This window comes from Cupriavidus laharis (assembly GCF_914271435.1).
Classification (GTDB): domain Bacteria; phylum Pseudomonadota; class Gammaproteobacteria; order Burkholderiales; family Burkholderiaceae; genus Cupriavidus; species Cupriavidus laharis.
In genome coordinates, this window is sequence record NZ_CAJZAI010000002.1 from 506,779 (window position 1) to 530,063 (window position 23,285).

Here is a 23,285-nt window from a genome sequence, read left to right on the forward strand (position 1 = left end):
ACGCCGGACGAGAGTGTCTTGAGCCGGCCCTGCGTGCTCGTTGTCTGCGGCATGGATTTCGAAGCGCGCATCGCCGCGGGGCCGGGCTGCGAAGTTGTGTACGGCCTGCGCGGCGCGGCACTGGGCGCGGCCATCGAGCGCCGAGCCGATGCATGCACCGGCATCCTCAGCTTCGGCGTGGCCGGCGGGCTCGATCCCGCGCTTGTGCCGGGCGCGGTCATCATTGCCACGAGCGTGCGTGACGAGTCCAACGGCGCGTCCACGCCGGCCGATCCGGCCTGGGTACGCACGCTGATGCAGACACTGCCGCAGGCGGTATCCGGCGCCCTCGCCGGCTCGGACACCGCTGTGGCGACGCTCGCCGACAAGGCTGCCCTGTACGCCGCCAGCGGCGCACTGGCCGTCGACATGGAGTCTCACATCGCCGCCCGCATCGCGCGCAGCCACGGACTGCCGTTCGCGGCCTGCCGCGTGGTGATCGATCCGGCCACGCGCGCAGTCCCGCCGCTGGCGCTGGCAGGCATGGGAAGCGACGGGCGCACCGATGTCGGCGCGGTCATGGCCGGGTTACTGAAATCGCCGTGGCAATTGCCGGCGCTGATGCGACTCGGGCGCGATGCTGCTGCGGCACGCGCGAGTCTGTTGGCGGTTCGGCGGGCTGTCGGTCAGGACTTTGCACTCAGCAACTGGGCTACGTGCCAACAGGACTGACCAGTGTTCGCCGGTGCTGAATCCGACGAAGGCTTCCGTTCCTGGTGCCTCACCCGAATTTCCGCGCCGCATCCAGCGCCAGCCCCGACCCGATCCCCCCGAACAGGTCCCCTTCCACCCGCCGCGCCTGCGGCAGCAGTTCACCAAGCCGTTGCCGCAACAGCGGCACGCTGCTGGAACCGCCCGTGAACAGGATGGTGTCGACCGACTCCGCCTTCACGCCCGCCGAAGCCAGCATGTCCTGCACGGTCTTTTCGGTTTTGGCCACGAGCTTGCCGATGGACTGGTCGAACGCTTCACGCGTGATCGAGAGCATCAGTTCGGGCTCGATGCGATGCAGGTCCACGTCGGTCCGGTCCGTCCCCGAGAGCGCGATCTTGGCTGCTTCCATCTGGATGGCCAGCCAGTGGCCCGCACGCTCGCGGATCAGGCGGATCAGCCGGTCGAGCATCGCGGTGTCGGCCGCGTCGCGGTAGTTGTCCATCACGATCGACCACGCCTTGCGCGTGTAGACGAGGTTGATGGTGTGCCAGCTCGCCAGGTCGAAGTACTGCCCCGACGGCATTTCCTTGCCGTTGCGAAGCTTGCTGCCCAGGCCCAGCAGCGGCATGGCACGGGCCAGGCTCAATGCGCGGTCGAAGTCGGTGCCGCCGATGTGCACGCCGCCATTGGCCAGGATGTCTTCGCGCCGGTCGATCCGGCTGGCGCGCTCCGGCGACAGCCGGACCAGCGAGAAGTCCGACGTGCCGCCGCCGATATCGGCAACCATCACGAGCTCTTCCTGCTGGATCCTGGCTTCGTAGTCGAACGCGGCCGCGATCGGCTCGTACTGGAACTCGATGTCGCGGAAGCCGGCATCGCGCGCGATGTCGGCAAGCGTTTGCTCGGCCACCCGGTCAGCCTGCGGGTCTTCGTCGATGAAGAACACCGGACGGCCCAGCACCGCGCGCGTGAACGTAGTGCCCGCGGCGCGCTCCGCGCGTCCTTTCAGTTCGCTGATGAAGTGCGCCAGCAGCTTGCGGAAGGGCATGGCCTGCCCCATCACTTCGGTGCTGTCTTCCATCATCGACGTGCCGAGCAGGCTCTTGAGCGAGCGCATCAGCCGGCCTTCGTAGCCGGCAAGGTAGTCCTCCAGCGCCGCGCGGCCATAGCTGACCAGCGGGTCTTCGGCATGGAAGAAGATCACTGAAGGCAGCGTGAGCTTGCCGTCTTCCAGCGGCAAGAGCGCGGCCGGATGGCCGGGGCGGGTCCAGCCCACCGTGGAGTTGGACGTGCCGAAGTCCAGGCCGCATGCGTTTGACATCATCAATTCCGATTTTTCCGTACAACCACTGCAATTCCCCTGCGCGAGCCAACGGGCGGGAGCAGGCCGGGCGCCATTGTAGTGGCAGATGGCAACCGAGTTCGGACCTTGACACCTTTGGTGGCCCCTCCTATGCTGCGTACGTTCTTTCTATAAGATTAACGTTCTGTCTTATAGAACATTACAAATACCAGGAGACGATATGACTTTCCCGCACCGCCGCAAGCTTCACCCGTGTGTCCACGCACTGCTTTGCCTCGCCATCCCCGCCTTCATGGCAGCCGCGGCGCCGGTCCGCGCTGACACCTACCCGAGCCAGCCCGTGCGCCTGGTGGTGCCGTTCCCGCCGGCGGGCGGCACCGACGTGCTGTCGCGGCTGGTATTCAACAAGGTGGGTGTGGCTACGCACTGGAACGTGGTGGTGGAAAACCGCGCCGGCGCCGGCGGCAATATTGGCCTGGACGTCGTCGCCAAGGCCAGGCCGGACGGCTACACGCTTGGCATGGGGCAGACCGCCAACCTGGCGATCAATCCGACGCTGTACCCCAGGATGCCCTATGACTCGGTGAAGGACTTCACGCCAGTAGTGCTCGTGTCCGCCCAGCCAGTCGTGCTGATCGTGCGGGCCGATTCGCCGTACAAGACGGTGGCGGACCTCGTAGCGGGAGCCAGGGCGAAGCCGCTGTCGATGGCCTCGGCCGGTACCGGCACCGTGGGTCACCTGACCGGCGAGATGTTCGCGTGCCGCGCCGGCATCAAGGTACTGCACGTACCGTACAAGGGCGCGTCGCCGGCGCTGACCGATCTGCTGGGCGGCCAGACCGACTTCTATTTCGCCACGCCGCCGATTGCCATGCCGATGATCAAGGCCGGCAAGATCCGCGCGCTGGCTGTCACGTCCGGCAAGCGCCTGCCCCTGCTATCCGCCGTGCCGACGGTGGCCGAGTCCGGCTACGCCGGCTTCCAGGCCGAAGACTGGAAGGCGCTGGTGGCGCCGGCAGGCACCTCGGCGGAAGTGGTGAAGCGCCTCAATACCGAAGTCAACAAGGCACTGGCACAGCCCGACACCGTCAGCAAGCTGCGCGAGGAAGGCAGCGACCCGCGCGGTGGCAGCGCCCAGGACCTGGCGGCCTTCATCAAGGCCGAGAACGCACGCTGGGGCGCGATCGTGAAGGAATCGGGCGCGCGCGTAGAGTAATCGTCGCTGTCGCGGCCCATCCGGCATATCTCCCCCCCGCCCCGTATTCCGCAGGAATCCCCATCATGCAAAAGCCGTTGCGCCATGTGCGCGTACTCGACCTGACCAATGTGCTGGCCGGCCCCTTCTGCTGCCACCAGCTTGCGCACATGGGCGCCGAGGTCATCAAGGTGGAAACGCCGGGCACCGGCGATCTGGCGCGCCAGCTTGGCGCGGACGCTGAACTGAACCAGCGCCTGATGGGCGTATCGTTCCTCGCGCAGAACCCGGGCAAGCAGTCCATCACCCTCAACCTCAAGCACGCGCGCGGCAAGGAAGTGTTCCGCAAGCTGGTGCAGAGTGCCGATGTCGTGGTCGAGAACTTCCGCCCTGGCGTCATGGCCCGCCTGGGCCTGGGCTACGACACGCTGAAGCAGGACAACCGCCGCCTGATCTACTGCGCCATCTCCGGTTTCGGCCAGGACGGGCCGCTGTCCGACCTGCCCGCGTACGACCAGATCATCCAGGGCATGTCCGGCGTGATGAGCATCACCGGCGATGCGCAGACGGCGCCATACCGCGTCGGCTACCCGGTATCGGACACCATTGGCGGCATCACGGCGGCGTTCGCCATTGCGGCGTCGCTGGCGGATCATCAGCGTACCGAGAGCTACTTCATCGACGTGTCGATGCTCGAAGCCACGCTCGCCACGATGGGCTGGGTCGTGTCGAACCACCTCATTGCCGGCAAGGCTCCGACCCCGATGGGCAATGAAAACTTCACCGCCAGCCCGTCCGGCACCTTCCGCACCGGCGCGGGCCTGCTGAACATCGCCGCCAACAAGCAGGAGCAGTTCGAGGCCGTATGCCGCGTGGTGGGCCGCCCGGACCTGATCACCGACGAACGCTTCGCCGTGCGCCAGGACCGCCTGGCAAATCGCGCCGCACTGACGCAGGCACTGGAAGCCGAACTGGCCACGAAGGCCGCCGACGAATGGTGGGCCCTGCTCAACGAGGCCGGCGTCCCGGCCGGCCCGGTGCTGGGCGTGCCGCAGACGCTGGCGCAGCCGCAGGTGCGCGACCGCGGCATGATCGGCACGTACACCGACGTGCCCGGGGTGGGCCGCGATATCCGCCTGGTGCGCACCGGCTTCAAGCTGAACCGTGAAGCCCCGTCGGTAGATACCCCGCCGCCGCAGCTTGGCGAGCACACGCAGCAGATCCTTGCCGGCCTGGGCTATACCGAGGCTGAAATCGACACCCTCAGACAGGAGCGCGCAGTATGAGCGAGATGAGCCAGACCATGGACCCCGGCCAGCAACTGTCCCAGGACTGGTGGCGCACCGGGATCATCGACATGCGCCCCGGCGAGATCCGCTACCGCGGCTACCCGATCGAGCAGCTGATCGGCCAGGTATCGTTTGCGCAGATGATCTGGCTGATGCTGCGCGGCGAGCTGCCCGGCCCCGGGCAGGGCGAGCTGCTCGATGCGGCGCTGATGGCGGCCGTGGATCACGGACCGCAGGCGCCCAGCATCGCCATTGCGCGCATGGCGGCCACGTGCGGCGTTGGCCTGAACAACGCGATGGCCTCGGCGGTCAACGTGCTCGGCGACGTGCACGGCGGCGCCGGCGAGCAGGCGGTTGAGCTATACCAGGACATCGCGCGGCGTATCGATGCGGGCGCCGGACCGGACCAGGCGGTCAGCGCCGGCCTGCAGCACTACCGCGACCTGCATGGCAAGTTCGTGTCGGGCTTCGGCCATCGCTTCCATCCTGTGGATCCGCGCGCGCCGCGCCTGCTGGCGCTCGTGGACCAGGCCGCGGAGAAGGGCGTGGTGAATGGCCGCTACGCCGCCATTGCGCGAGCCGTGGAGCGCACGCTCGGTGAAGGCCGCAGCAAGCCGGTGCCAATGAATATCGACGGCGCCACGGCGGTCATCTATGCGGAACTCGGCTTCCCGGCGCCGCTGGCGCGCGGGCTGTTCTGCCTGTCGCGCTCGGTCGGCATCCTTGCGCATGCGTGGGAACAGACACAGCAGGGCGGCCGCAACAAGGGGCCGATCCCGCGCCAGTTCCTGTGGACCTACGACGGTGTGCCGCAGCGCGACGTGCCCGGGCCCCGAGCCTGATGCCCCTCAGGCCGCCGGCGTCATGATCTGGCTGGTCACGCGGACCAGCGACGGCGCCGGCGCCCCGTCCAGCGTGGAAGACGCCACGACGTAGCGGTCACGGCCTTGCTGCTTGGCCCGGTAGAGCGCGCGGTCGGCATCGGCAAACAGGGTGCGCCACAGCAGTTCCTTGCTGCCGGCCGCGCCGCGCAGCTGCGCCACGCCGATGCTCACCGAGGCAAAGCACTCCTGCCCCGGCAGCGCAATCGCGCGGACCTTGCGCAGGATGCGGTTGGCCAGTGCGGTGGCCTGGTGTTCATCGGTGTGCGGACAGAGGATGCAGAACTCCTCGCCGCCGTAGCGTCCGGCCACGTCGGAGGCACGGCGCGAATTGTCCAGCGCCTGGGCGACTTCACGCAGCACGGCGTCGCCGGCGTGGTGGCCGCACGTGTCGTTGACCTGCTTGAAGTGGTCGATATCGATCACCAGGCACGACAGCGGCTGGCCGTCGCGCTGCCAGCGCGCCACCAGGCCGAGCGCCGACATGTCGAGCGCGCCGCGGTTGAGCAGGCCGGTCAGCGCATCGACGCGCGCGCCGCTTTCGTTGTTGGCGATGATCTGCTCCATCGCCATCACTGTGAAGCCGAACAGCCCGAGCAGCCCCGCGATCAGCGGCGCCAGCGCCCAGACGGAGCCCGCCGGGCCGGCAAAGAACAGCGTGAAGTCATGATGGTCGGCACCGACCTGGCTGGCACCGACGAGCTGGGTCGCCAACTGCACCAGGGTGGACACGAGCACCAGCGGTGCGCCGATGCTGCGCCGCCCGCGCCCGGTACGCACCAGCGTGCCGATCGTCGCCAGCGAGATCAGGGCCAGGATGCCGCAAACGGCTGCCTGCAGCACCCGCGCCCCGTCGGGCAGGCCGGAGGAAGTGGCAGTCAGCCCCAGCACGGCCACGCCGGCCGCCGCCAGCGGACCGGCATGCGAGCGCAGGCCGTAGTACACGCGCACGCCGCGATAGATCAGCAGCCAACCCACCACGAAGGCGCCCGCGCCGGCCATGCCCAGGTGTGGGGCGCCGCCGGCCGCGCTGACCGCCAGCGCGAGGCCGGCGCCGGAGCCAACGACATAGCCGAACGCCCAGAGCCGCCCTGCCTCGATCGCACGCAGCGCAAATACCAGCCCAGCCGCAATGACCAGCGTGCTGGAAAAGAACACGATCATGACGACCGCAATGGTCTGCTGGTCCAGGTGCACGGAAATCCCTTGACAAAGCCATGAGGCGTGCCGCCAATCGACATGGCGGCACGGCTAAAGGGGGCGACCGCGAATGATATCCCGCCGCGGCCCTGGCGGGGCACCCCCGACAAGCCGGGTCGCCTCGCCGCAACACCTGCCGGCGACTGGAGTCAGGCGGCCGCGGCCGGCATCTCCGGGAAATCGGGGAAGGTGCCGCCCAGCCCCTGGGTCAGCGCGCGGGCCGCACCCAGGACATCGTCACGGAAGTCTTCGCGGAACCGGCTTGCCGGGCAGGTCAGCGTCAGCGCGCCGGCCAGGCTGCCGTCCGGCCCGAAGACCGGTGCGGAAACGCCCGCGATATCGGGACTGCGGTCGCCGACCAGCGCGATCACGCCCTGGCGGCGGATGCGCTCGTAGAGTTCGCCGGGCTCGCCGGCAAAGGCCCGCAGCACGCGTCCGCCGGCGCCGCGGTCGCGCGGCAGCAGTTCGCCGGCACGGATGTGGTCGCGCACCGGCTGCGGCGAATCCACGCGGTACAGGCACAGCCGGTGCTCGCCCTGCTCGACATGGAACGCGGCGCTTTCGCGCGTGGCCTGCACCAGCTCGCGCAGCACCGGCATGACCACGGCTTCCAGCGAGAACGACGCGGCATAGACCGCATTGAGCCGCGCCACCTCCGGCCCCAGGCCGTAGCGCCCGTCCGGCAGCCGCTGGACCAGCGCCGCATGCTCCAGCGACGCCAGCAGCCGCAGCAGCGTGCTCTTGTACAAGCCGGAGCGCTGCGCCAGTTCCACTAGTCCGAGCGAGGTGTCGCCAAGCCGGAACGCGGACAGCACGAATAGCGCGCGGTCCACCGCAACGGCGCCGCCTTCGGCGGCGTGCTTGTCGGCTTCGGAGACCTGGGCGGCTTTGCGGGGCATGGGCTGGCGCGGAAAGGAAAACCGGCGTGCAGTGCACGCCGGCATGACGGAACGAGCAGCCACCGTATAGAACGGGCCGGCCCTTGTCAATGCGTGCCGGCCAGGCTGTCAGCGATGCCCGCCACCGTGGAAGCCACCACCGCGTGCGCCGCCCATTCCACTGCCCATCCCGCGACCCGCTCCACCACCCATGCCGCCGCGGAACCCGCCGGGCGGCATGGCCCTGAAGCCGCGTCCGCCCCAGCCAGCGCCGCCGGCATGGCGGAAATACACGTGGTGCATCGGATGTACGTGGTGATGGCGGTCCACGAAGATGAACGCCGCGCCGTAGCCCACGGCCACGGGCGCCCAATACCAGGGATAGCTGTCCTCGTAGTAGTAAGGCGTCGGGTAGTACTCGCCACCGCTGCCGTCCACTAGTTGCCAGCTGCCGTCAGGCTGCAGGCAGGCCAGCCCGGTCACCTGCTGCCACTGGCCGTTGATTACCACCTGGCCCGCCACCTGCTGGCACGGTGGTCCCGTGCTCCATACCTCGTCGGCCAGTGCAGGCGCACCGGCGCAAAGCGCGAAACTGACCACCCAGGCCGCGGCTCGTCCTGCAGCACTGTCCATGGCCATCACCTCCTGTGCAGTCATGAGGGCCGTAGAGGGCGGCCCGCCTTTCGACCTCGCCTGATACCTGTTGTATAGGCGTATACGCGCCGCGCCGCTGGTTTATTCCGGCAGGCATCGCTGCAGCGGCAGGCGGACGGCGGCGCGCGTGGGAGAGTGGCCGCAGTCCGTGCGGCGTGGGTGCCGCCGGCTGCGCACATGTTCAAGAGCGCACGCCATCGGCCGCTTGCGTTTTGCGGCTCGCGGCCCGGACGGCTCTCGTCGATGGTTCGCGCGCGCCTCGGCGGATGGCGTTTTTCCGCAACAACATTTGCGGCCCGAACGGCCGCGCCGCGCATGCAAAGGCGCCTTAAGGCACATAGCCCGGCATCATGCGCCACTTGCGCGCCGCGTACGCGCCACATGCCTGAATTAGAGGGATTCTTGCCTGCTTTTGGTTAAGCCGTTACTGCATTGCATGGATAGAATCATGCGTTACTCCCCGCCGCAGCTTTATTTCTCCGCATTGGTATGACCGTTCCCGACCTCTCGCTTGGCGACATCCTGGATGACTTGAGCAGCGCACCGCGCCCGCTGACGCCGTCCGAGCACACTTATCTGGCCCACCTCCGGCAGCGGATCGTTACCGGCGATGCCGACCTCTGGACCACGCTGGAAACCGCCGGCGTGCCGTGCAGCGAGCGCCGCCTGTCGCCCGAAGTCGTGCTCGCGCTGACTGCCCTGGGCCAGTTGCCGATGCACTAAGACCCCGTGGGGCGCGCTGGCGCCCTGCGATTCACGTTCTGCCCACCTTCCCCATCCCGGCCCGCCCACTAAGCACCACGCGGGCATGGGCCCTGCCCAAGCAAGCCATCTGAAACTTCCGACGAATCGCGACATCGTTGCGGAAGTTTCCGAGTCAAGGCGGCCGCACCGGTCGCTACGATCAGCGCTTTACCCTGCGCCACCCCGCGCGAACCGCCAGCCAGCGGCATGCTGGCGGCAAGCCGGCATGGCTCCATGCATGGCACACCTCCAGAAGAACCGGCGCGTCAGCCTGTTGTCCCTGCGTGCGTTCGTCGCGCTCATGCGTCATCGGAACACCAGCCGCGCCGCCGCGGAACTGGGCATCCAGCCACAGCGGCTGCATTATCAGCTGCGCCGGCTGGAATCCGCACTGGACACCGCACTGTTCCGCGTCTGCAGCCCGCACTGGCTGCCCACGCCGGCGGCCATCCGCATGCTGCCCAAGGCGCAACGCGTGCTGGCGATGTGGCGCGACATTCTCGACAGCCTTGCGCACGACCCGGTCATCCCTGAATCCTTCCTGCCACCGTATGGCCCTGTCGCATTCTGGGTGCGCCAAGCCACCATGTAGCGCGGTACTGTTACAGGCGCGTGCAGCTGTAGGCCTCGGTCCGGTACGGAAACGCCACCCGAGCGTGGCCGGCCAGCGCCGGATCCTGGTCGATCACGGCCTGCAACTGCGCGCGTACGTCGGCTTGCTGTTCTGGCGGCAGCGAGGCAATGAAGCTGACCGACATCACGCGATCGGCAATGACCTGCTGCGGCGGGCCTTCGTGCATGTAGGGCAGGCTTTCCAGCGCGAGCGGGCTGAACCCCTGCGCGGGGAATACCCGCTTCCAGTCACCCTTGTAGAAGCGCGGCGCATCGCCCTCGAACGGCGTCATGATGGCAGTCAGCCGGGCGACCCAGGGCACGCTTTCATCTCGCACGTTCCAGACCAGCCCCAGCGTGCCGCCCGGACGCAGCACGCGGCGGATCTCCGCCATCGCGCGGTCGTTGGCAAACCAGTGGAAGGCCTGTGCGCAGACGACGGCGTCGACGCTCGCATCGGGCAATGGAATCGCTTCGGCCGTGCCGGCCACGGCTTGCACCGCGGGCAACGCAATGGACAATTGCGCGCGCATCTCGTCGACGGGTTCCACTGCAATGACGCTGGCTCCTGTCGCGGCCAGCCGGCGCGTGAACTTGCCCGTGCCTGCGCCAAGGTCGACGGCCGTCTTGCCCGGGCCGATGCCAAGCGTCCCGCGCAGCCAGCCGCCAATGCCTTCCGGGTATTCCGGGCGCCCGCGGGCATAGGTAGCGGCCTGGGCGGCAAAGCCTTCGGCGGCGGCGTGGTGGATCTCTGTCATGACGGGCTCCGGTCTCGCTGTGGATATCGGAGCCGTACACTACTCCCGCCGGAGGTGGCGGGCAAGGGACTCAGTGCTGCATGCCCCAACGCCGCACCGTCAGCCGCTCCAGCGTCGTAAACACCAGCCCTTCCACCAGCAGGCCGATCAGGATCACCGTGGCCAGGCCCGCGAACACGCGGTCGGTGTAGAGTTCGTTGCGGTTCTGGAAGATGAACCAGCCCAGCCCGCCCTGCCCCGACGACGCGCCAAACACCAGCTCGGCCGCAATCAGCGTGCGCCAGGCAAAGGCCCAGCCGATCTTCAGGCCCGACAGGATGGCGGGCAGCGCCGCCGGCACCAGGATCAGCACCACGTAGCGCACGCCGCGCAGCCCGTAGTTGCGCCCCGCCATGCGCAGTGTCTCCGGCACGCTGCGAAAGCCCGCATAGGTGTTCAGCGCCAGCGGCCACAGCACCGAGTGGATCAGCACGAAGATCAGGCTCTTCGTCCCCAGGCCGAACCACAGCAGCGCCAGCGGCAGCAGTGCAATCGCCGGCAGCGGGTTGAACATCGCAGTCAGCGTATCGAGCAGGTCGCGGCCGACGCGGCTCGACACCGCCAGCGTGGTCAGCACGAACGCCAGCGCCACACCGCCCGCATAGCCGCGCAGCAGCACCGACAGCGATACCACCGCCTTGCCGGGCAACTCGCCATTCGCCATGTCGGCAAAGAAGGCCCGGGCCGTGGCCAGGAACGATGGCAGCAGCAGGTCGTTGTCCTGCACGCGCGCCACCACCTCCCACAGTACGGCGAGCGCCAGCACGATCACCGCCTTGCGCAGCCAGCCCTGCTGCCACAAGCGCTGCGGCCACGGCAGCACGCGCGCGATCGGCATGGCGGTAAAGGGTTCGGGCTCGCGCACATACTCGGGGCGTACCTCGGGCAGGCCGCCACGCGGCGCGGCAACAGTCGAGACAATCATGATGATTCCTTCAGTATTGCCGCGCCGCCGGGCGCTCGGGCAGTGCCTGCGCCACGGTGGTATCGGCTGCCGGCTCGTCGAACAGCATCTGGTGGATGCGCTGGGCCGCGGCCTGGAATTCCGCGCTGCCCTGGCTGGACAGGCTGAACTGGTGGCTGTTGAGTTCGGCGCGCACGCGCCCCGGGTGTGGCGACAGCAGCAGGATGCGGCTGCCCACCACCAGCGCTTCTTCGATCGAGTGTGTGACGAAGAGCAGCGTGAATGCGGCTTCGTCCCACAGCGCCAGCAGTTCCTCCTGCATGCGCCGCCGCGTCAGCGCATCGAGCGCCGCAAACGGCTCGTCCATCAGCAGCACCTTGGGCCGCATGGCCAGCGCGCGCGCAATCGCCACGCGCTGCTTCATGCCGCCCGAGAGCGTGTGCGGATACGCATCGGCAAAGGCGGCCAGGCCGACCTTGCCGAGGCAATGCATCGCGCATTCGTCGGCCTCGGCACGCGACATGCCACGCGATTGCCGCAGCGGGAACATCACGTTCTGGCGCACCGTCTTCCACGGCGGCAACTGGTCGAATTCCTGGAACACGACGATGCGGTCCGGCCCCGGTGCCTGCACGCGCTCGCCGTCCAGCCGGATCTCGCCCTCGCAGGGCGGCACGAAGCCCGCCACGGCCTTGAGCAGCGTGGACTTGCCGCAGCCCGAGGGGCCGAGCAGGACAAAGCGGTCGGCCGCGTGCACGTCAAAGCTCACGCGGTGCGTCGCGCGCACGATGCGCTCGGCTGTGCGGTACTCCAGCGACACACCGTCCACCTGCAACAGCGGGCCGCGCGCCGCGCCGTAGTCAGACACCACGCGCAGGTTATGCGTCGCCATATCAGCTGCCCTGCGCGGTAGCCGGATCCTGGAAGAAATAGTCCTGCCAGGATTTCGGCTGGTTGCGGATGGCGCCCACGCGGTGCATGAACTCGGCCAGCGCGAATGTGTTCTGCGGCGTCACCTTGAACTGCACCTGCGGGTTCTTCAACACTTTGACCAGCAGCGCGCGATCGATCTTCGCCTTGTTCACGCGGATGTACAGGTCCGCCGCCGCTTCCGGATTCGCGGTAGCGAACTTCGCCGCCTCGGCGAGCGCATCGACAAAGGCGCGGTAGGTCTTCGGGTTCTCGTTGCGGAACTTCTCGGTGGCGTACAGCACTGTGGCCGAGCTGGGGCCGCCAAGCACGTCATACGAATTCAGCACGATGCGTGCATTCGGGTTGCCGGCCAGTTCCTGGTCCTGGAACGGCGGGTTGCCGAAATGCCCGGTGATCTCGGTGCCGCCGGAGAGGATCGCAGCCGTGGCATCGGGGTGCGGCACAGCCACGGTCCACTTGTCGAGGCGGTTGTATTCCTTGTCGCCCCATTGCTTCGCCGCGGCAAGCTGCAGCACGCGCGACTGCACCGACACAGTCACCGCCGGCAACGCGATGCGGTCCTTGTCGGTGAAGTCCGCAATCGTCTTCACCTTCGGGTTGTTGCTGACGAGGTAGTAGGGGAAGTTGCCGAGCGACGCGACCCCACGCACATTCTGCTTGCCAAGCGTGCGGTCCCACAGCGTCAGCAGCGGGCCGACGCCTGCGCCGGCGATGTCGATGGCGCCGGACAGCAGCGCGTCATTGACCGCCGCGCCGCCGGACAACTGCGTCCATTCGACCTTGATATCGACGCCTTGCTGCTTGCCGTGCTTTTCGATGAGCTGCTGGTCGCGCGCCACGTTGAGCAGCAGATAGACCACGCCGAACTGCTCGGCAATGCGCAGCTTGCCTTCGGCACGCGCGGCGCCGGAAATCGCCAGGCCGGCACTGAGTGCCAGCAACGCCAGTTTGCGCGGCCAGCGACGGGCACGCGCGGTGAATCGCGATGAAAACATGAAGATGACTCCTGGAATCCTGAGCGGAATAGGGGAATGGGCGTTTCGGGGACCGCCGCTCAGCGCGGCACGTCGCCCTCGATGGTGGTGCGGTACATCACGCGGCGCAGTTCGGGCGGACAGCCCGCGGCCAGGTGCAGCAGCGAGCGGTTGTCCCAGAACACCAGGTCGTTCTCCTGCCACTGGTGGCGGTACACATGCTCGGGACGCGTACTGTGCGCAAAGAGCTGGTCGAGCAGGTCGCGGCTCTCGTCATCGGGCAGGCCGGCGATGCGCGTGGTGAAGTGCTCGCTGACGAAGATCGCCTTGCGTCCGGTTTCCGGGTGCGTGCGCACCACGGGCTGCAATACCGGCTTCACCTGTGCAACCTGCTCGGGCGTGAGGTCGGGCCGCCACGGGCTGCGCGACTGCAGCTCGGCATAGCGGGCCAGGTAGGTGTGCTCGGCCTGCAGGCCGTCGACGGCGCGCTGCAAGGCAGTCGGCAGCGTGTCCCAGGCCAGGTGCATGTTGGCGAACAGCGTGTCGCCGCCTTCGGCGGGCAGTTCACGCGCGTGCAGCAGCGATCCAAGGCTCGGCTTCTCCTTGTACGACAGGTCCGAATGCCAGAAGTGGCCGGCATCGCCCAGGCCGATCGGCTTGCCGTTCTCCACCACGTTCGACACCACCAGGATCTCCGGATGGCCGGGCAGCTGGAACTGGTGCAGCACGTGGATCTGCAGCGGGCCGAAGCGGCAGCTGAATGCGACCTGCTGGTCCGGCGTGATGCGCTGGTCGCGGAACACCAGCACGTGGTAGTCGAGGTGCGCGCGATGGATGCGCGCGAAGTCTTGGGCGGACAGCGGCTGAGACAGGTCCAGCCCGCTCACTTCCGCACCTAGCGGTGCGTCGAACGGACGGATCTCGATACGATCTGCGTCCGCATGCGGATGCGGTACGTACGGCTGTCGGCTCGGCTGGCCGCGATGGAGGTTGGCAGTCATGACAGGCTCGGTGATGCGCTGGGGGAAGCCAGCACCGCGACACATGCCAATGGGCACAGCGCGCGGCGGGTACGAGCCATCCACTGTAGGGAACGCCGCCTGACGCGGTCAACGAACGATATCGCTGCGTCTTATGCGGGCAGCGCATACCCATGTCTGGACATTTGCCGCCCGCGCCATCGAGATGGCAATCAGCCTGTCTGCTACTTGTCTTCGATCAGCCGCACCAGCGAGTGCAACAGCCGGTTGGCCGGCACGGCGATGCCGAGCGCCTCGCCGCGACGCACGATCAGGCCATTGAGATGATCGATCTCGCTGCGCTTGCCGCGTGCCAGGTCCTGCGCCGTCGACGAGGTCTGTCCGGGCATGGTCTCCGCAATGCGGCGTACCGCCAGCGCGATATCGCCGGGCACATTCACGCCGTCCGCGCTCGCAACCGCCAGGCATTCCGACACCACATCGCGCATCACGGCCTCGACGCCTTCGCCTCGCACCAGCCGCCCATAAGGCAATTGCGTGATGGCCGACAGCGCGTTGTAGGCGCAATTCAGGATCAGCTTGGCCCACAGCGCGCCGCGCACATTGTCTGAGGTCTCGACCGGCACGCCGGCCGCCGCCAGCGTACTGGCGAGGCTCGCGCCCTGGCTGGTCGGCTCGATCACCAGCTCGCCGCGGCCGTGGTGCCTGACGTGCCCCGGACCCGCCATTTCGGTGGCCACATAGACCACTGCGGCAGCCACTTCCTGCTCCAGCAGGCCGCGCAGCGTCTCGGCATTTTCCACGCCGTTCTGCAGCGACAGCACCAGCGCACCTTTCGCAAGCGAGGGTTTCATGGCCAGTGCCGCGCTCTGCGTGTCGGTGGACTTCACGCAAAACAGCACCAGGTCCGCGCCCTGCACCGCGCTGGCGTCCGTGCTCGCGAACACCCTGACCTGCTCGTCGAACGACTGCGTCTCCAGCCTCAGGCCGCGTGCTTCGACGGCCTGCACGTGTTGCGGACGGGCGATCAGCACCACCTCATGGCCGGCCCGCGCCAGCATCCCGCCGTAGTAGCAACCGACTGCCCCGGCGCCCATGACTGCGACTTTCATTTTTGCCACGCTCCCGCTGTAAATCCGGATTGGTCCGCGATGGCGGCTTCACGTCGTGCTGCCCGCCATCCCTTGCATGATCGCGATTATGACAGGACGACTCGGGCATAGCGGGCGCAGATGCTTCGCTTGCCGACAGCCGGGACATGGCCGCGCATAAGCAAATGCAATATGGTTCTTTGCCGCGCATGGCCTCGGGCACCATGCGCTGCTACCATGCGCAGGCCCGGCATCCTGTCGTTCGGCCTGAAGGCCGGCGGCCGTGAAGGCGGCGCGCGCTTCCTCGACGCGCTGCAGCTGTTTACGCGCCTGGTCAATATCGGCGAAGCCAAGTCGCTGGCCACGCATCCGGCTTCCACCACGCACCGCCAGCTCAATGCAGACGAGCTCAAGGCCGCTGGTGTGAGTGAAGACATGGTGCGGCTGTCGATCGGCATCGAGCATATTGATGATTTGATCGAAGACCTCGATCGCGCGCTGGCCGCGGCCTGAGTGATGGGCGCCCCCCCCTGCGAGAAGGTTTATTGCCTGTTTGTGGGGGGTGTTCTGGCGAGTCTGGCAATGATTGGCACGTCGTGCTTGGCATGCGTGGCTGTTTCGCCGGCGTAGCCGGCGACCTACTTTTACCCGAGCGGCAAAAGTAGGCAAAAACGCGTTTTCGTGGTTGACGAACGGCTCGACGAGGTGAAGACGGTCCAGGGGCATAACCAGACTGCCTGCCGCGTAGATGATTATTGAGCTTTCCCTATTTCACGACAACATCAAAGCAACCACCGTCATTCCCGCGAAGGCGGGAATCCAGCGTCTTACAAGTCCCCCGAAGGGGGACAAAAAGTCACTGGGTCCCCGCCTGCGCGGGGACGACGAATATTTTGCGTTGTCATGAATTCTGGAAACATCAATAGGATGGGACAGGGCGTACGAACGAACCCGGATTACGGAGTGGTCCCTACTAACAGCGATATCGCGGGGACGCCTACGGCTGCGCTGCGCGCAGTCAGTAGTCGGGGCGCGAAGGTCTGGCCCGAGCCGCGCCGTAGTGACGAAGCGCTGGGCGCATGTGCCATGCGCGGGGTAAAGAAGATCCCGACCCGTAGCGCCAGCAAGCTTGATGAGATCGCACCCAGACTAGGATGCGCGCGCAGCGCAGCCGAAGGCGTCCCACCGATGACGCTGTTGGAACGCTGTACCCGAGTCCAACTTGGGGATCGTACAAAAGTCGCTTAACGCCAGGCAGAGGTTCTGACTCACATGGCGTAGCAGGCTTGAACGGGCAACCAAGCATCGCGAGACCAAAGCCGCTCGAACCATAGAGGCGCACCGTTGATGGCCAGCCGCCAGGCGACGCGCTTTTCTGCCTACTCTTTTGTCGCTCGGACAAAAGAGTAGGTCGCCGGCTACGCCGGCGAAACAGCGGCACCAGCCAAGCACGACAACCCAATCATCACCAATGTCCCCCTAAATACACTCCCGTCATAAGAGCATGACAAATTACTCGTTCCCCCATTATCTGCCCCTCCCTACAATGACCCGACCATGCAGCCCCAGGCTGCGCGATTCCGAAAACCACGGGGAGCTTTGATGAAGATCGGCAAGGGGATCCGGCTGTTCGCAGCCGTGCTGGCAATTGGCGTGATGCAGGCAGCAGGCGCTGCCGATCCGGACAAGAAGGAAATCCGCTTCGGCGCAACGGCCGGCCCGTACGCAGACCAGATCCGCTACGGCGTGAAGCCGGTGCTGGAGAAGCGCGGCTACAAGGTCACCATCGTCGAGTTCAGCGACTACGTGCAGCCGAACCTGGCGCTGGCCGATGGCGCGATCGACGCCAACGCGTTCCAGCACGTGGCCTACCTGAAGAAGTTCTCGGCCGACCGCAAGCTGCAGCTGTCCGAAGTCATCCAGGTGCCCACCGCGCCGATCGGCATCTACAGCAACAAGCACAAGACCCTGACGGAAGTGAAGCCCGGCGCCACGGTGTCGCTGCCCAACGATCCGACCAACCTGGCGCGCGCCATCACCATCCTGCAGCAGATCGGCTGGGTCACGCTCAAGCCGGGCACCGACAGCATCCGCGCGTCGGAGCGCGACATCGACAGCAACCCCCACAAGCTCAAGCTGATCCAGCTCGAAGCCGCACAACTGCCGCGCTCGCTCGATGACGTGGACTATGCCTTCGTCAACGGCAACTTCGCGCTGGCGGCCGGCCTGAAGCTGACCTCGGCCCTGGCGCTGGAGAAGATCCCCGATTACTACATGAACCTCGTAGCCGTGAAGACGGCAGACCTCAACAAGCCCTTCGTGAAGGACATCCGCGAGGCCTACCAGTCCGCCGAGTTCAAGGCAGTGGCGCAACAGCGCTTCGCAGGCTTCGTGCCGCCGGCTTACCAGAAGTAAGCACCACGGCAGATACCGCACCAATCGAAAGGCTCCCGTCGGGAGCCTTTCTTGTTTTCTGTGGCCGGTGCTCGGCATCGTGCCGATGCGGTCCGTTTGCTGCACCACGGCATGGCCGCCCCCTCCACACTTCTGCGCCCCGAGTAACACAAGCGCCGCTTTCCATCCCCCGCCGGCGCGCCCATGCCCTACACTCAAAGCAACCCGACCCGATCCCACGATCCCATAAGGACGCACGGGATCCCTGACACGCACATCGGAGGCCTCCCACATGGGCACGGTTGCGAGCTTTGACATCGGCTACACACGATACCTGGACCCGCCGGGCGCATCACCGGTTTCTTCTTCCCCTCCCCCTCCATTCGCCACCGACCCGGACGCGCTGCTGCCGCTGTACCGCGCGATGGTGCTGACCCGACAGTTCGACCTCAAGGCCATCGCGCTACAGCGTACCGGCAAGATCGGCACGTTCGCGTCGGCGCTCGGGCAAGAGGCAATCGGCGTGGGCGTGGCCAGCGCCATGCGCGCCGAGGACGTGCTGGTGCCGTCCTACCGCGATCATGCCGCGCAGTTTGTGCGCGGCGTCACCATGACCGAGAGCCTCCTGTACTGGGGCGGCGACGAGCGCGGCAGCGGATTTGCGGCGGCGCCACATGACTTCGGCAACTGCGTGCCGATCGGCACGCAGGTCTGCCATGCCGCGGGCGTGGCCTATGCCTTCCTGTTGCGCAACGAGGCGCGCGTAGCAGTCTGCCTGCTCGGCGACGGCGGCACCTCGAAAGGCGACTTCTACGAGGGCATGAACATGGCCGGCGCCTGGCATGCGCCGCTGGTGATCGTCGTGAACAACAACCAGTGGGCCATCTCCATGCCGCGCAGCCGCCAGACAGCCGCGCATACGCTCGCGCAGAAGGCGATCGCGGCGGGCATTCCGGGCGAGCAGATCGACGGCAACGACGTGGTGGCGGTGCGGCACCGCGTGGGCGAGGCCATCGACCGCGCGCGGGCCGGCGAAGGGCCGGCGCTGATCGAGGCCGTCACCTACCGGCTTGGCGACCACACCACGGCCGACGATGCCTCGCGCTACCGCGACGAGGCTACCGTCAAGGCGCACTGGCAGGCCGAGCCGCTGCTCAGGCTGCGCGAGCACCTGGTGAAACTCGGCGCGTGGGATGCGGGGCGCGAAGAGGCACTGGTGCGCGAATGCTCGCAGCAGGTGGCCAAAGCCGTGGAAGCCTACCTGGCGCTGCCGCCGCCCGACCCGGCCGCGATGTTCGACTGTCTGTTCGCCACCATGCCGGCGGCGTTGCAGGAACAGCTGGCGACGGCGCGGCGCTATGCGGCGCCGCATGGCCAGCCCAACCCGAACTGAGGCGAGCGCACCATGGCTGAAATCACTCTGGTCGAGGCCGTCAACCAGGCGCTGGGCTACGCGCTGGAACACGACCCCGACGTCATGCTGCTGGGCGAGGACATCGGCGTGAACGGCGGCGTATTCCGCGCCACGGCCGGCCTGCAGGCACGCTTCGGCCCGCAGCGCGTGCTGGACACTCCGCTGGCCGAAGCCGGCATCGTCGGCGCCGCCATCGGCATGGCGGCGATGGGGCTGAAGCCGGTGGCCGAGATCCAGTTCACGGGCTTCATCTACCCGGCCATCGACAACATCATCAACCACGCCGGGCGGATGCGGCACCGCACGCGCAACCGCTTGGCCTGCCCGCTGGTGGTGCGCTCGCCGTTCGGCGCGGGCATCCACGCGCCCGAGCATCATTCGGAAAGCCCCGAGGCGATGTTCGCCCACATGCCCGGCATCCGCGTGGTCATCCCCTCATCGCCGGCGCGCGCTTATGGCCTGCTGCTGGCTTCGATCAACGATCCCGACCCGGTGATCTTCCTGGAGCCGACACGGCTGTACCGGCTGTTCCGGCAGGAAGTCGCCGATGACGGCGCGGCGCTGCCGCTCGATGCCTGCTTCACGCTGCGCGACGGCAGCGATGTCACGCTGGTGAGCTGGGGCGCGATGGTGCAGGAAACGCTGGCCGCGGCGGACCAGCTCGCGGAGGAAGGCGTGTCCGCGGCCGTGATCGACGTGGCCACGCTCAAGCCGCTCGACATGCAGACCATCCTTGAATCGGTGGCGCGCACGAGCCGCTGCGTGATCGTGCATGAGGCGCCGCGCACGGCGGGCTTCGGCGCGGAGATCGCGGCGGGGCTGGCCGATGCCGGCCTGTACTCGCTGGCCGCGCCGGTGCAGCGCGTGACGGGCTTCGACACCGTGGTGCCGCTCTCGCGGCTCGAACATACGTATCTGCCAAGCGTGGCACGCATCGTCGATGCCGTGCGCAAGGCGCTGGCGGCCTGACAATCCGGGGACGCAACGATGAGAGTGTTCAAGCTGCCCGACCTGGGCGAAGGCCTGCAGGAGGCCGAGATCGTGACCTGGCACGTCAAGGTGGGGGACACCGTAGCCACCGACCAGCCGCTGCTGTCGGTGGAGACAGCCAAGGCGATCGTGGAGATTCCATCGCCGTACGCCGGCACGATTGGCAAGCTGTTCGCCCAGGCGGGCGACATCGTCCACCTGGGCGCGCCGCTCGCGGGCTTCGAGGGCGCGGGGGACGACGCCGACGCGGGCACCGTGGTCGGTGCCGTCAAGGTCGGCTCGCAGGTGGTGGCGGAATCGGCCACGCCGCTCGCACCCGGCGCGGGCGGCGCCGGCATCAAGGCCACCCCAGCGGTGCGCGCGCTGGCACGGCGCCTGGGCGTGGACCTGGCGATGGCAAACCCGTCCGGGCCGGATGGCGTGGTCACGGCCGCGGACGTGGAGCGCGTGGCCTCGACGCTGGCCGAGACCGGACCGGGCGAGGTGCTGCGTGGCGTGCGCCGCGCGATGGCGCAGAACATGGCGCGCGCGCAGAGCGAGGTGGCCGCCGCGACCGTGATGGACGATGCGGATATCCATGCCTGGCAGGGCGCGCATGACGTGACCATCCGCCTGGTGCGTGCGCTGGTCGCCGGGTGCCGCGCCGAGCCGGGCCTGAATGCCTGGTACGAGGGCCAGACCGGCAAGCGCCACGTCATGCAGAAGATCGACGTCGGCATTGCCGCCGACCTGCCCGAAGGCCTGTTCGTGCCGGTGCTGCGCAACGTAGGCAACCGCGATGCGGCCGACCTGCGCAAGGGTCTGGACCGCATGCGCGCCGATATCCGCGCGCGCACCATCGCGCCCGAGGAAATGCGCGGCAGCACCATCACGCTGTCCAACTTCGGCATGATCGCGGGCCGCTATGCCGCGCCCATCGTGGTGCCGCCAACCGTGGCGATCCTCGGCGCCGGCCACATCCGCGACGAAGTGGTGGCCGCCGGCGGCGTGCCAGCGGTGCACCGCGTGATGCCGCTGAGCCTGACCTTCGACCACCGCGTGGTCACCGGCGGCGAGGCAGCACGCTTCCTCGCGGCGGTGATCGCCGACCTGGCGCTGCCGGAATAGTCCGCGGCGTCAGGCCAGGCGGATCTCGCCGTCGAATGTCGCGCTCAGTTTCAGCCTGCCGAGTTCCAGCGTCATCTTCACCGGCAGGATCTCATTGCCAGCCAGGTCGCCGCTGGCCAGCGCGGCTGCCACGGCCTGCTCGATCTCGCGCTGGGAACTGACACCGACGGTCTTGAGGAACTTGCGGATGCTCGTGTTGAAGGCTTCCTGATCCATGGCGGTCTCCTGACTGGCGGTTCGGGTACGTCTTGATAGTAGTGCAGGCAGTCGAAGGACTGGCGCGCGGGTGCAAAACGCGCTACACAGGAGGCTGGCCGCCGCCCAGGAGAAGCGATGTCCGCGATCCATGACCGCCCCAGCCCGACGTCCCGCTGGCTGTACCGCCTCGCGTCCCTGCTGGCTGCCGCACTGTTGATGACGGGCTGCGCCGGCCTGCCGCCGCAGGACGGACGCGTCGCCTCCTACACGGTCACCGATACGGCCGGCACGCTGCTGGGCCGCACCATGGCGCCGATGCTGTCGGCGCACCCGGGCCAGTCAGCGTTCTATCCGCTGGCCAGCGGCCCGGACGCGCTGGTCGCGCGGCTGGCGCTGGCCAGGGCCGCGCAGCGCACGCTGGACGTGCAGTACTACATCTACGACGGCGACCTGACGGGCAAGGCGCTGCTGGCCGACATCATTGCCGCGGCCGACCGCGGCGTGCGCGTGCGGCTGCTGCTTGATGACCTGCACATGTCCGGCCAGGACCGCATTCTCTCCGCACTCGACGAGCATCCGAACATCGAGGTGCGGCTGTTCAACCCGTTCACCGCGCGCAGCCTGCGCATGGCCGAGATGGCCTTCGACTACAGCCGGCTGAACCGCCGCATGCACAACAAGTCGATGACGGCCGACAACCAGCTCACCATCGTCGGCGGCCGCAATATCGGCGACGCGTATTTCTCCGCCGACAAGGGCTCCGACTTCACCGACCTGGACCTGCTGCTGGCCGGCCCCGTGGTACCCGAAGTTTCGGCTGTATTCGACGACTACTGGAACGGCGCCGCCGCATATCCGGTCAGCGCGCTGGCCAAACCACCCGAGGACGCGGCAGCGCAGCTGCAGGCGGTGCGCGAATACCTCGACCGGCACGTTGCCGAGGCCCGCGGCGGCGAGTATTCGCAGACCTTGCTGGCATCCGGGCTGGCACAGGCACTGGAAGGCGGCAAGCTTCCCGCGTATTGGGGCCATGCCACGGTCATCGCCGACAAGGCGGCGAAGGTCACGCTGCCGCCCGAGGACGATTCCAGCCATGCCATCCCGAAGCTGGCAAAGCTGCTCGGCAGCGCGCAGCAGGAACTGGCGCTGGTATCGCCGTACTTCGTGCCGGACCGCAAGTCGGTTGAGTGGCTTGCGCAGATGACAAAGCGCGGCGTGACGGTGCGCATCCTGACCAATTCCTTCGCCGCCACGGACGTCAGCGCCGTGCACGCGGGCTATTCACCATGGCGCAAGGACCTGCTCGAAGCCGGCGTCGAACTGTACGAGCTCAAGCCTTCCGCCTATGCCGAGATGGCACGAGAAGGCAAGCACGCGCACCGCAGCATGATCAGCAAGAGCCGCGCAAGCCTGCATGCCAAGAGCTACATGGTGGACCGGCACCTCCTGTTCGTCGGCTCGCTCAACCTGGACCCGCGCTCGGCCCGGCTCAATACGGAGATGGGCGTGGTCGTCGACAGCGCGCCGCTGTGCGCGGCGCTCGGCAAGGACCTGGACCAGGCGCTGCTGGACGTCGCCTACAAGGTCGTGCTGGCCCCCGGCACCGACGGCAACGCCTCGCACCTGGAATGGCTGACACGCGAGAACGGCCTGCTGCGCACCTATGACAGCGAACCGGGCATGGGCGCCCTGCAGCATCTTGGGCAGGGCCTGCTGCGGATGCTGCCGATCGAGGAAGAACTGTAGACCGCGGGGCCGTGCGCAGGGCGCTGACCGACAGGGCCTGAGCCGGGCCCCGGGTCGCGCCATCACACCTGCTGCGCGAGCCGAGCGCAGCGCTCGGTCGCTTCGCCCAGCGTGCCCTGCTAATTCCCCTCCCCCCAGCGCCGCAAGCACGCCGGCGCATGAGCTTCTGGCACGCGCCCCCGTCCGAGGGCTGCGCGACGACATCGGGAGCCGCACTGTGGGGCTGTCGCGACGAGCGGGCAATTCCTATACTTGAGTGGCTGCGCGAGCCGGGGCATGCGCCGGACGGAATCGCGCCGGCTTCCAGT

The 23,285-nt window shown here is 67.6% G+C and carries 22 protein-coding genes and 1 pseudogene; 12 read left to right on the forward strand and 11 right to left on the reverse strand.

Annotated elements, in window-relative coordinates; translation table 11 throughout:
* Positions 1 to 18: 18 nt before the first annotated feature.
* On the forward strand, positions 19 to 711 hold the full coding sequence (locus LDO29_RS06100) for a phosphorylase (RefSeq protein ID WP_224078881.1): 693 nt from the start codon (positions 19 to 21) through the stop codon (positions 709 to 711).
* Positions 712 to 760: 49 nt separating this feature from the next.
* Here LDO29_RS06100 and LDO29_RS06105 read toward each other — a convergent pair whose 3' ends face one another.
* A complete protein-coding gene (locus LDO29_RS06105; protein ID WP_224078882.1) occupies positions 761 to 2,017 on the reverse strand; it encodes an Hsp70 family protein in 1,257 nt (418 codons plus the stop codon).
* A 199-nt stretch (positions 2,018 to 2,216) separates the two neighbouring features.
* Between LDO29_RS06105 and LDO29_RS06110 the strand changes: the two genes are divergently transcribed.
* The 3 genes from LDO29_RS06110 (at position 2,217) to LDO29_RS06120 (ending at position 5,322) form a co-directional block, all read left to right on the forward strand.
* Complete coding sequence (locus tag LDO29_RS06110) at positions 2,217 to 3,212, forward strand: Bug family tripartite tricarboxylate transporter substrate binding protein (protein WP_224078883.1); 996 nt, start codon at positions 2,217 to 2,219, stop codon at positions 3,210 to 3,212.
* Between the two features lie 65 nt (positions 3,213 to 3,277).
* Positions 3,278 to 4,477 carry a CaiB/BaiF CoA transferase family protein gene (locus LDO29_RS06115; protein ID WP_224078884.1) on the forward strand — a complete coding sequence of 400 codons (1,200 nt, stop codon included), beginning with the start codon at positions 3,278 to 3,280 and terminating at the stop codon, positions 4,475 to 4,477.
* Complete coding sequence (locus LDO29_RS06120; RefSeq protein ID WP_224078885.1) at positions 4,474 to 5,322, forward strand: citryl-CoA lyase; 849 nt, start codon at positions 4,474 to 4,476, stop codon at positions 5,320 to 5,322. The genes LDO29_RS06115 and LDO29_RS06120 overlap by 4 nt, the downstream gene beginning before the upstream one ends.
* Positions 5,323 to 5,328: 6 nt before the next feature.
* Here the strand turns inward: LDO29_RS06120 and LDO29_RS06125 are convergent, their stop codons facing one another.
* The 3 genes from LDO29_RS06125 to LDO29_RS06135 form a co-directional block, all read right to left on the reverse strand.
* The gene (locus LDO29_RS06125; protein WP_224078886.1) at positions 5,329 to 6,558 is read right to left on the reverse strand and encodes a GGDEF domain-containing protein; all 1,230 of its coding nucleotides are present in this window, start codon (positions 6,556 to 6,558) and stop codon (positions 5,329 to 5,331) included.
* 152 nt (positions 6,559 to 6,710) lie between these two features.
* Positions 6,711 to 7,460: an IclR family transcriptional regulator gene (locus LDO29_RS06130; RefSeq protein ID WP_224078887.1), complete on the reverse strand. Its 750-nt coding sequence runs from the start codon at positions 7,458 to 7,460 to the stop codon at positions 6,711 to 6,713.
* A 108-nt stretch (positions 7,461 to 7,568) separates the two neighbouring features.
* Positions 7,569 to 8,072: a hypothetical protein gene (locus tag LDO29_RS06135; protein WP_224078888.1), complete on the reverse strand. Its 504-nt coding sequence runs from the start codon at positions 8,070 to 8,072 to the stop codon at positions 7,569 to 7,571.
* 510 nt (positions 8,073 to 8,582) lie between these two features.
* Here LDO29_RS06135 and LDO29_RS06140 point away from each other — a divergent pair.
* Both LDO29_RS06140 and LDO29_RS06145 read left to right on the forward strand, forming a co-directional pair.
* Positions 8,583 to 8,816, forward strand: a complete 234-nt coding sequence (locus LDO29_RS06140) for an IclR family transcriptional regulator (RefSeq protein ID WP_224078889.1) — start codon at positions 8,583 to 8,585, stop codon at positions 8,814 to 8,816.
* 259 nt (positions 8,817 to 9,075) lie between these two features.
* Positions 9,076 to 9,429 (forward strand): LysR family transcriptional regulator, encoded by a 354-nt coding sequence (locus tag LDO29_RS06145; RefSeq protein WP_224078890.1) that lies wholly within the window; start codon positions 9,076 to 9,078, stop codon positions 9,427 to 9,429.
* A gap of 10 nt (positions 9,430 to 9,439) precedes the next feature.
* On the opposite strand, the gene LDO29_RS06150 is transcribed toward LDO29_RS06145, so the two are convergent.
* From LDO29_RS06150 to LDO29_RS06175, 6 genes are all read right to left on the reverse strand, one after another.
* Entirely contained in the window at positions 9,440 to 10,207 is a 768-nt protein-coding gene (locus tag LDO29_RS06150) for a class I SAM-dependent methyltransferase (protein WP_224078891.1), read from the reverse strand.
* A 70-nt stretch (positions 10,208 to 10,277) separates the two neighbouring features.
* The gene (locus tag LDO29_RS06155; RefSeq protein ID WP_224078892.1) at positions 10,278 to 11,171 is read right to left on the reverse strand and encodes an ABC transporter permease; all 894 of its coding nucleotides are present in this window, start codon (positions 11,169 to 11,171) and stop codon (positions 10,278 to 10,280) included.
* Between the two features lie 10 nt (positions 11,172 to 11,181).
* Positions 11,182 to 12,042, reverse strand: a complete 861-nt coding sequence (locus tag LDO29_RS06160; protein WP_224078893.1) for an ABC transporter ATP-binding protein — start codon at positions 12,040 to 12,042, stop codon at positions 11,182 to 11,184.
* A 1-nt stretch (position 12,043) separates the two neighbouring features.
* Positions 12,044 to 13,078 (reverse strand): ABC transporter substrate-binding protein, encoded by a 1,035-nt coding sequence (locus tag LDO29_RS06165; protein WP_224078894.1) that lies wholly within the window; start codon positions 13,076 to 13,078, stop codon positions 12,044 to 12,046.
* A gap of 59 nt (positions 13,079 to 13,137) precedes the next feature.
* The gene (locus tag LDO29_RS06170; RefSeq protein WP_224078895.1) at positions 13,138 to 14,058 is read right to left on the reverse strand and encodes a TauD/TfdA dioxygenase family protein; all 921 of its coding nucleotides are present in this window, start codon (positions 14,056 to 14,058) and stop codon (positions 13,138 to 13,140) included.
* Between the two features lie 203 nt (positions 14,059 to 14,261).
* Positions 14,262 to 15,149: a ketopantoate reductase family protein gene (locus LDO29_RS06175; protein WP_224078896.1), complete on the reverse strand. Its 888-nt coding sequence runs from the start codon at positions 15,147 to 15,149 to the stop codon at positions 14,262 to 14,264.
* Positions 15,150 to 15,368: 219 nt separating this feature from the next.
* On the opposite strand from LDO29_RS06175, the pseudogene LDO29_RS06180 reads away from it, so the two are divergent.
* The 5 genes and pseudogenes from LDO29_RS06180 to LDO29_RS06200 form a co-directional block, all read left to right on the forward strand.
* A pseudogene (locus LDO29_RS06180) lies at positions 15,369 to 15,641 on the forward strand (PLP-dependent transferase); the annotation flags it as partial.
* Positions 15,642 to 16,730: 1,089 nt separating this feature from the next.
* Positions 16,731 to 17,543 (forward strand): MetQ/NlpA family ABC transporter substrate-binding protein, encoded by an 813-nt coding sequence (locus LDO29_RS06185; RefSeq protein WP_224078897.1) that lies wholly within the window; start codon positions 16,731 to 16,733, stop codon positions 17,541 to 17,543.
* Between the two features lie 271 nt (positions 17,544 to 17,814).
* Complete coding sequence (gene pdhA / locus LDO29_RS06190; protein ID WP_224078898.1) at positions 17,815 to 18,915, forward strand: pyruvate dehydrogenase (acetyl-transferring) E1 component subunit alpha; 1,101 nt, start codon at positions 17,815 to 17,817, stop codon at positions 18,913 to 18,915.
* Between the two features lie 12 nt (positions 18,916 to 18,927).
* Positions 18,928 to 19,905, forward strand: coding sequence for an alpha-ketoacid dehydrogenase subunit beta (locus LDO29_RS06195; RefSeq protein WP_224078899.1), 978 nt, complete (start codon positions 18,928 to 18,930; stop codon positions 19,903 to 19,905).
* Between the two features lie 18 nt (positions 19,906 to 19,923).
* Positions 19,924 to 21,033: a dihydrolipoamide acetyltransferase family protein gene (locus LDO29_RS06200; RefSeq protein ID WP_224078900.1), complete on the forward strand. Its 1,110-nt coding sequence runs from the start codon at positions 19,924 to 19,926 to the stop codon at positions 21,031 to 21,033.
* 9 nt (positions 21,034 to 21,042) lie between these two features.
* On the opposite strand, the gene LDO29_RS06205 is transcribed toward LDO29_RS06200, so the two are convergent.
* Positions 21,043 to 21,249 carry a DUF6494 family protein gene (locus tag LDO29_RS06205; protein ID WP_224078901.1) on the reverse strand — a complete coding sequence of 69 codons (207 nt, stop codon included), beginning with the start codon at positions 21,247 to 21,249 and terminating at the stop codon, positions 21,043 to 21,045.
* A gap of 117 nt (positions 21,250 to 21,366) precedes the next feature.
* Between LDO29_RS06205 and LDO29_RS06210 the strand changes: the two genes are divergently transcribed.
* Positions 21,367 to 22,977 carry a phospholipase D family protein gene (locus LDO29_RS06210; RefSeq protein ID WP_224078902.1) on the forward strand — a complete coding sequence of 537 codons (1,611 nt, stop codon included), beginning with the start codon at positions 21,367 to 21,369 and terminating at the stop codon, positions 22,975 to 22,977.
* Positions 22,978 to 23,285: the final 308 nt, after the last annotated feature.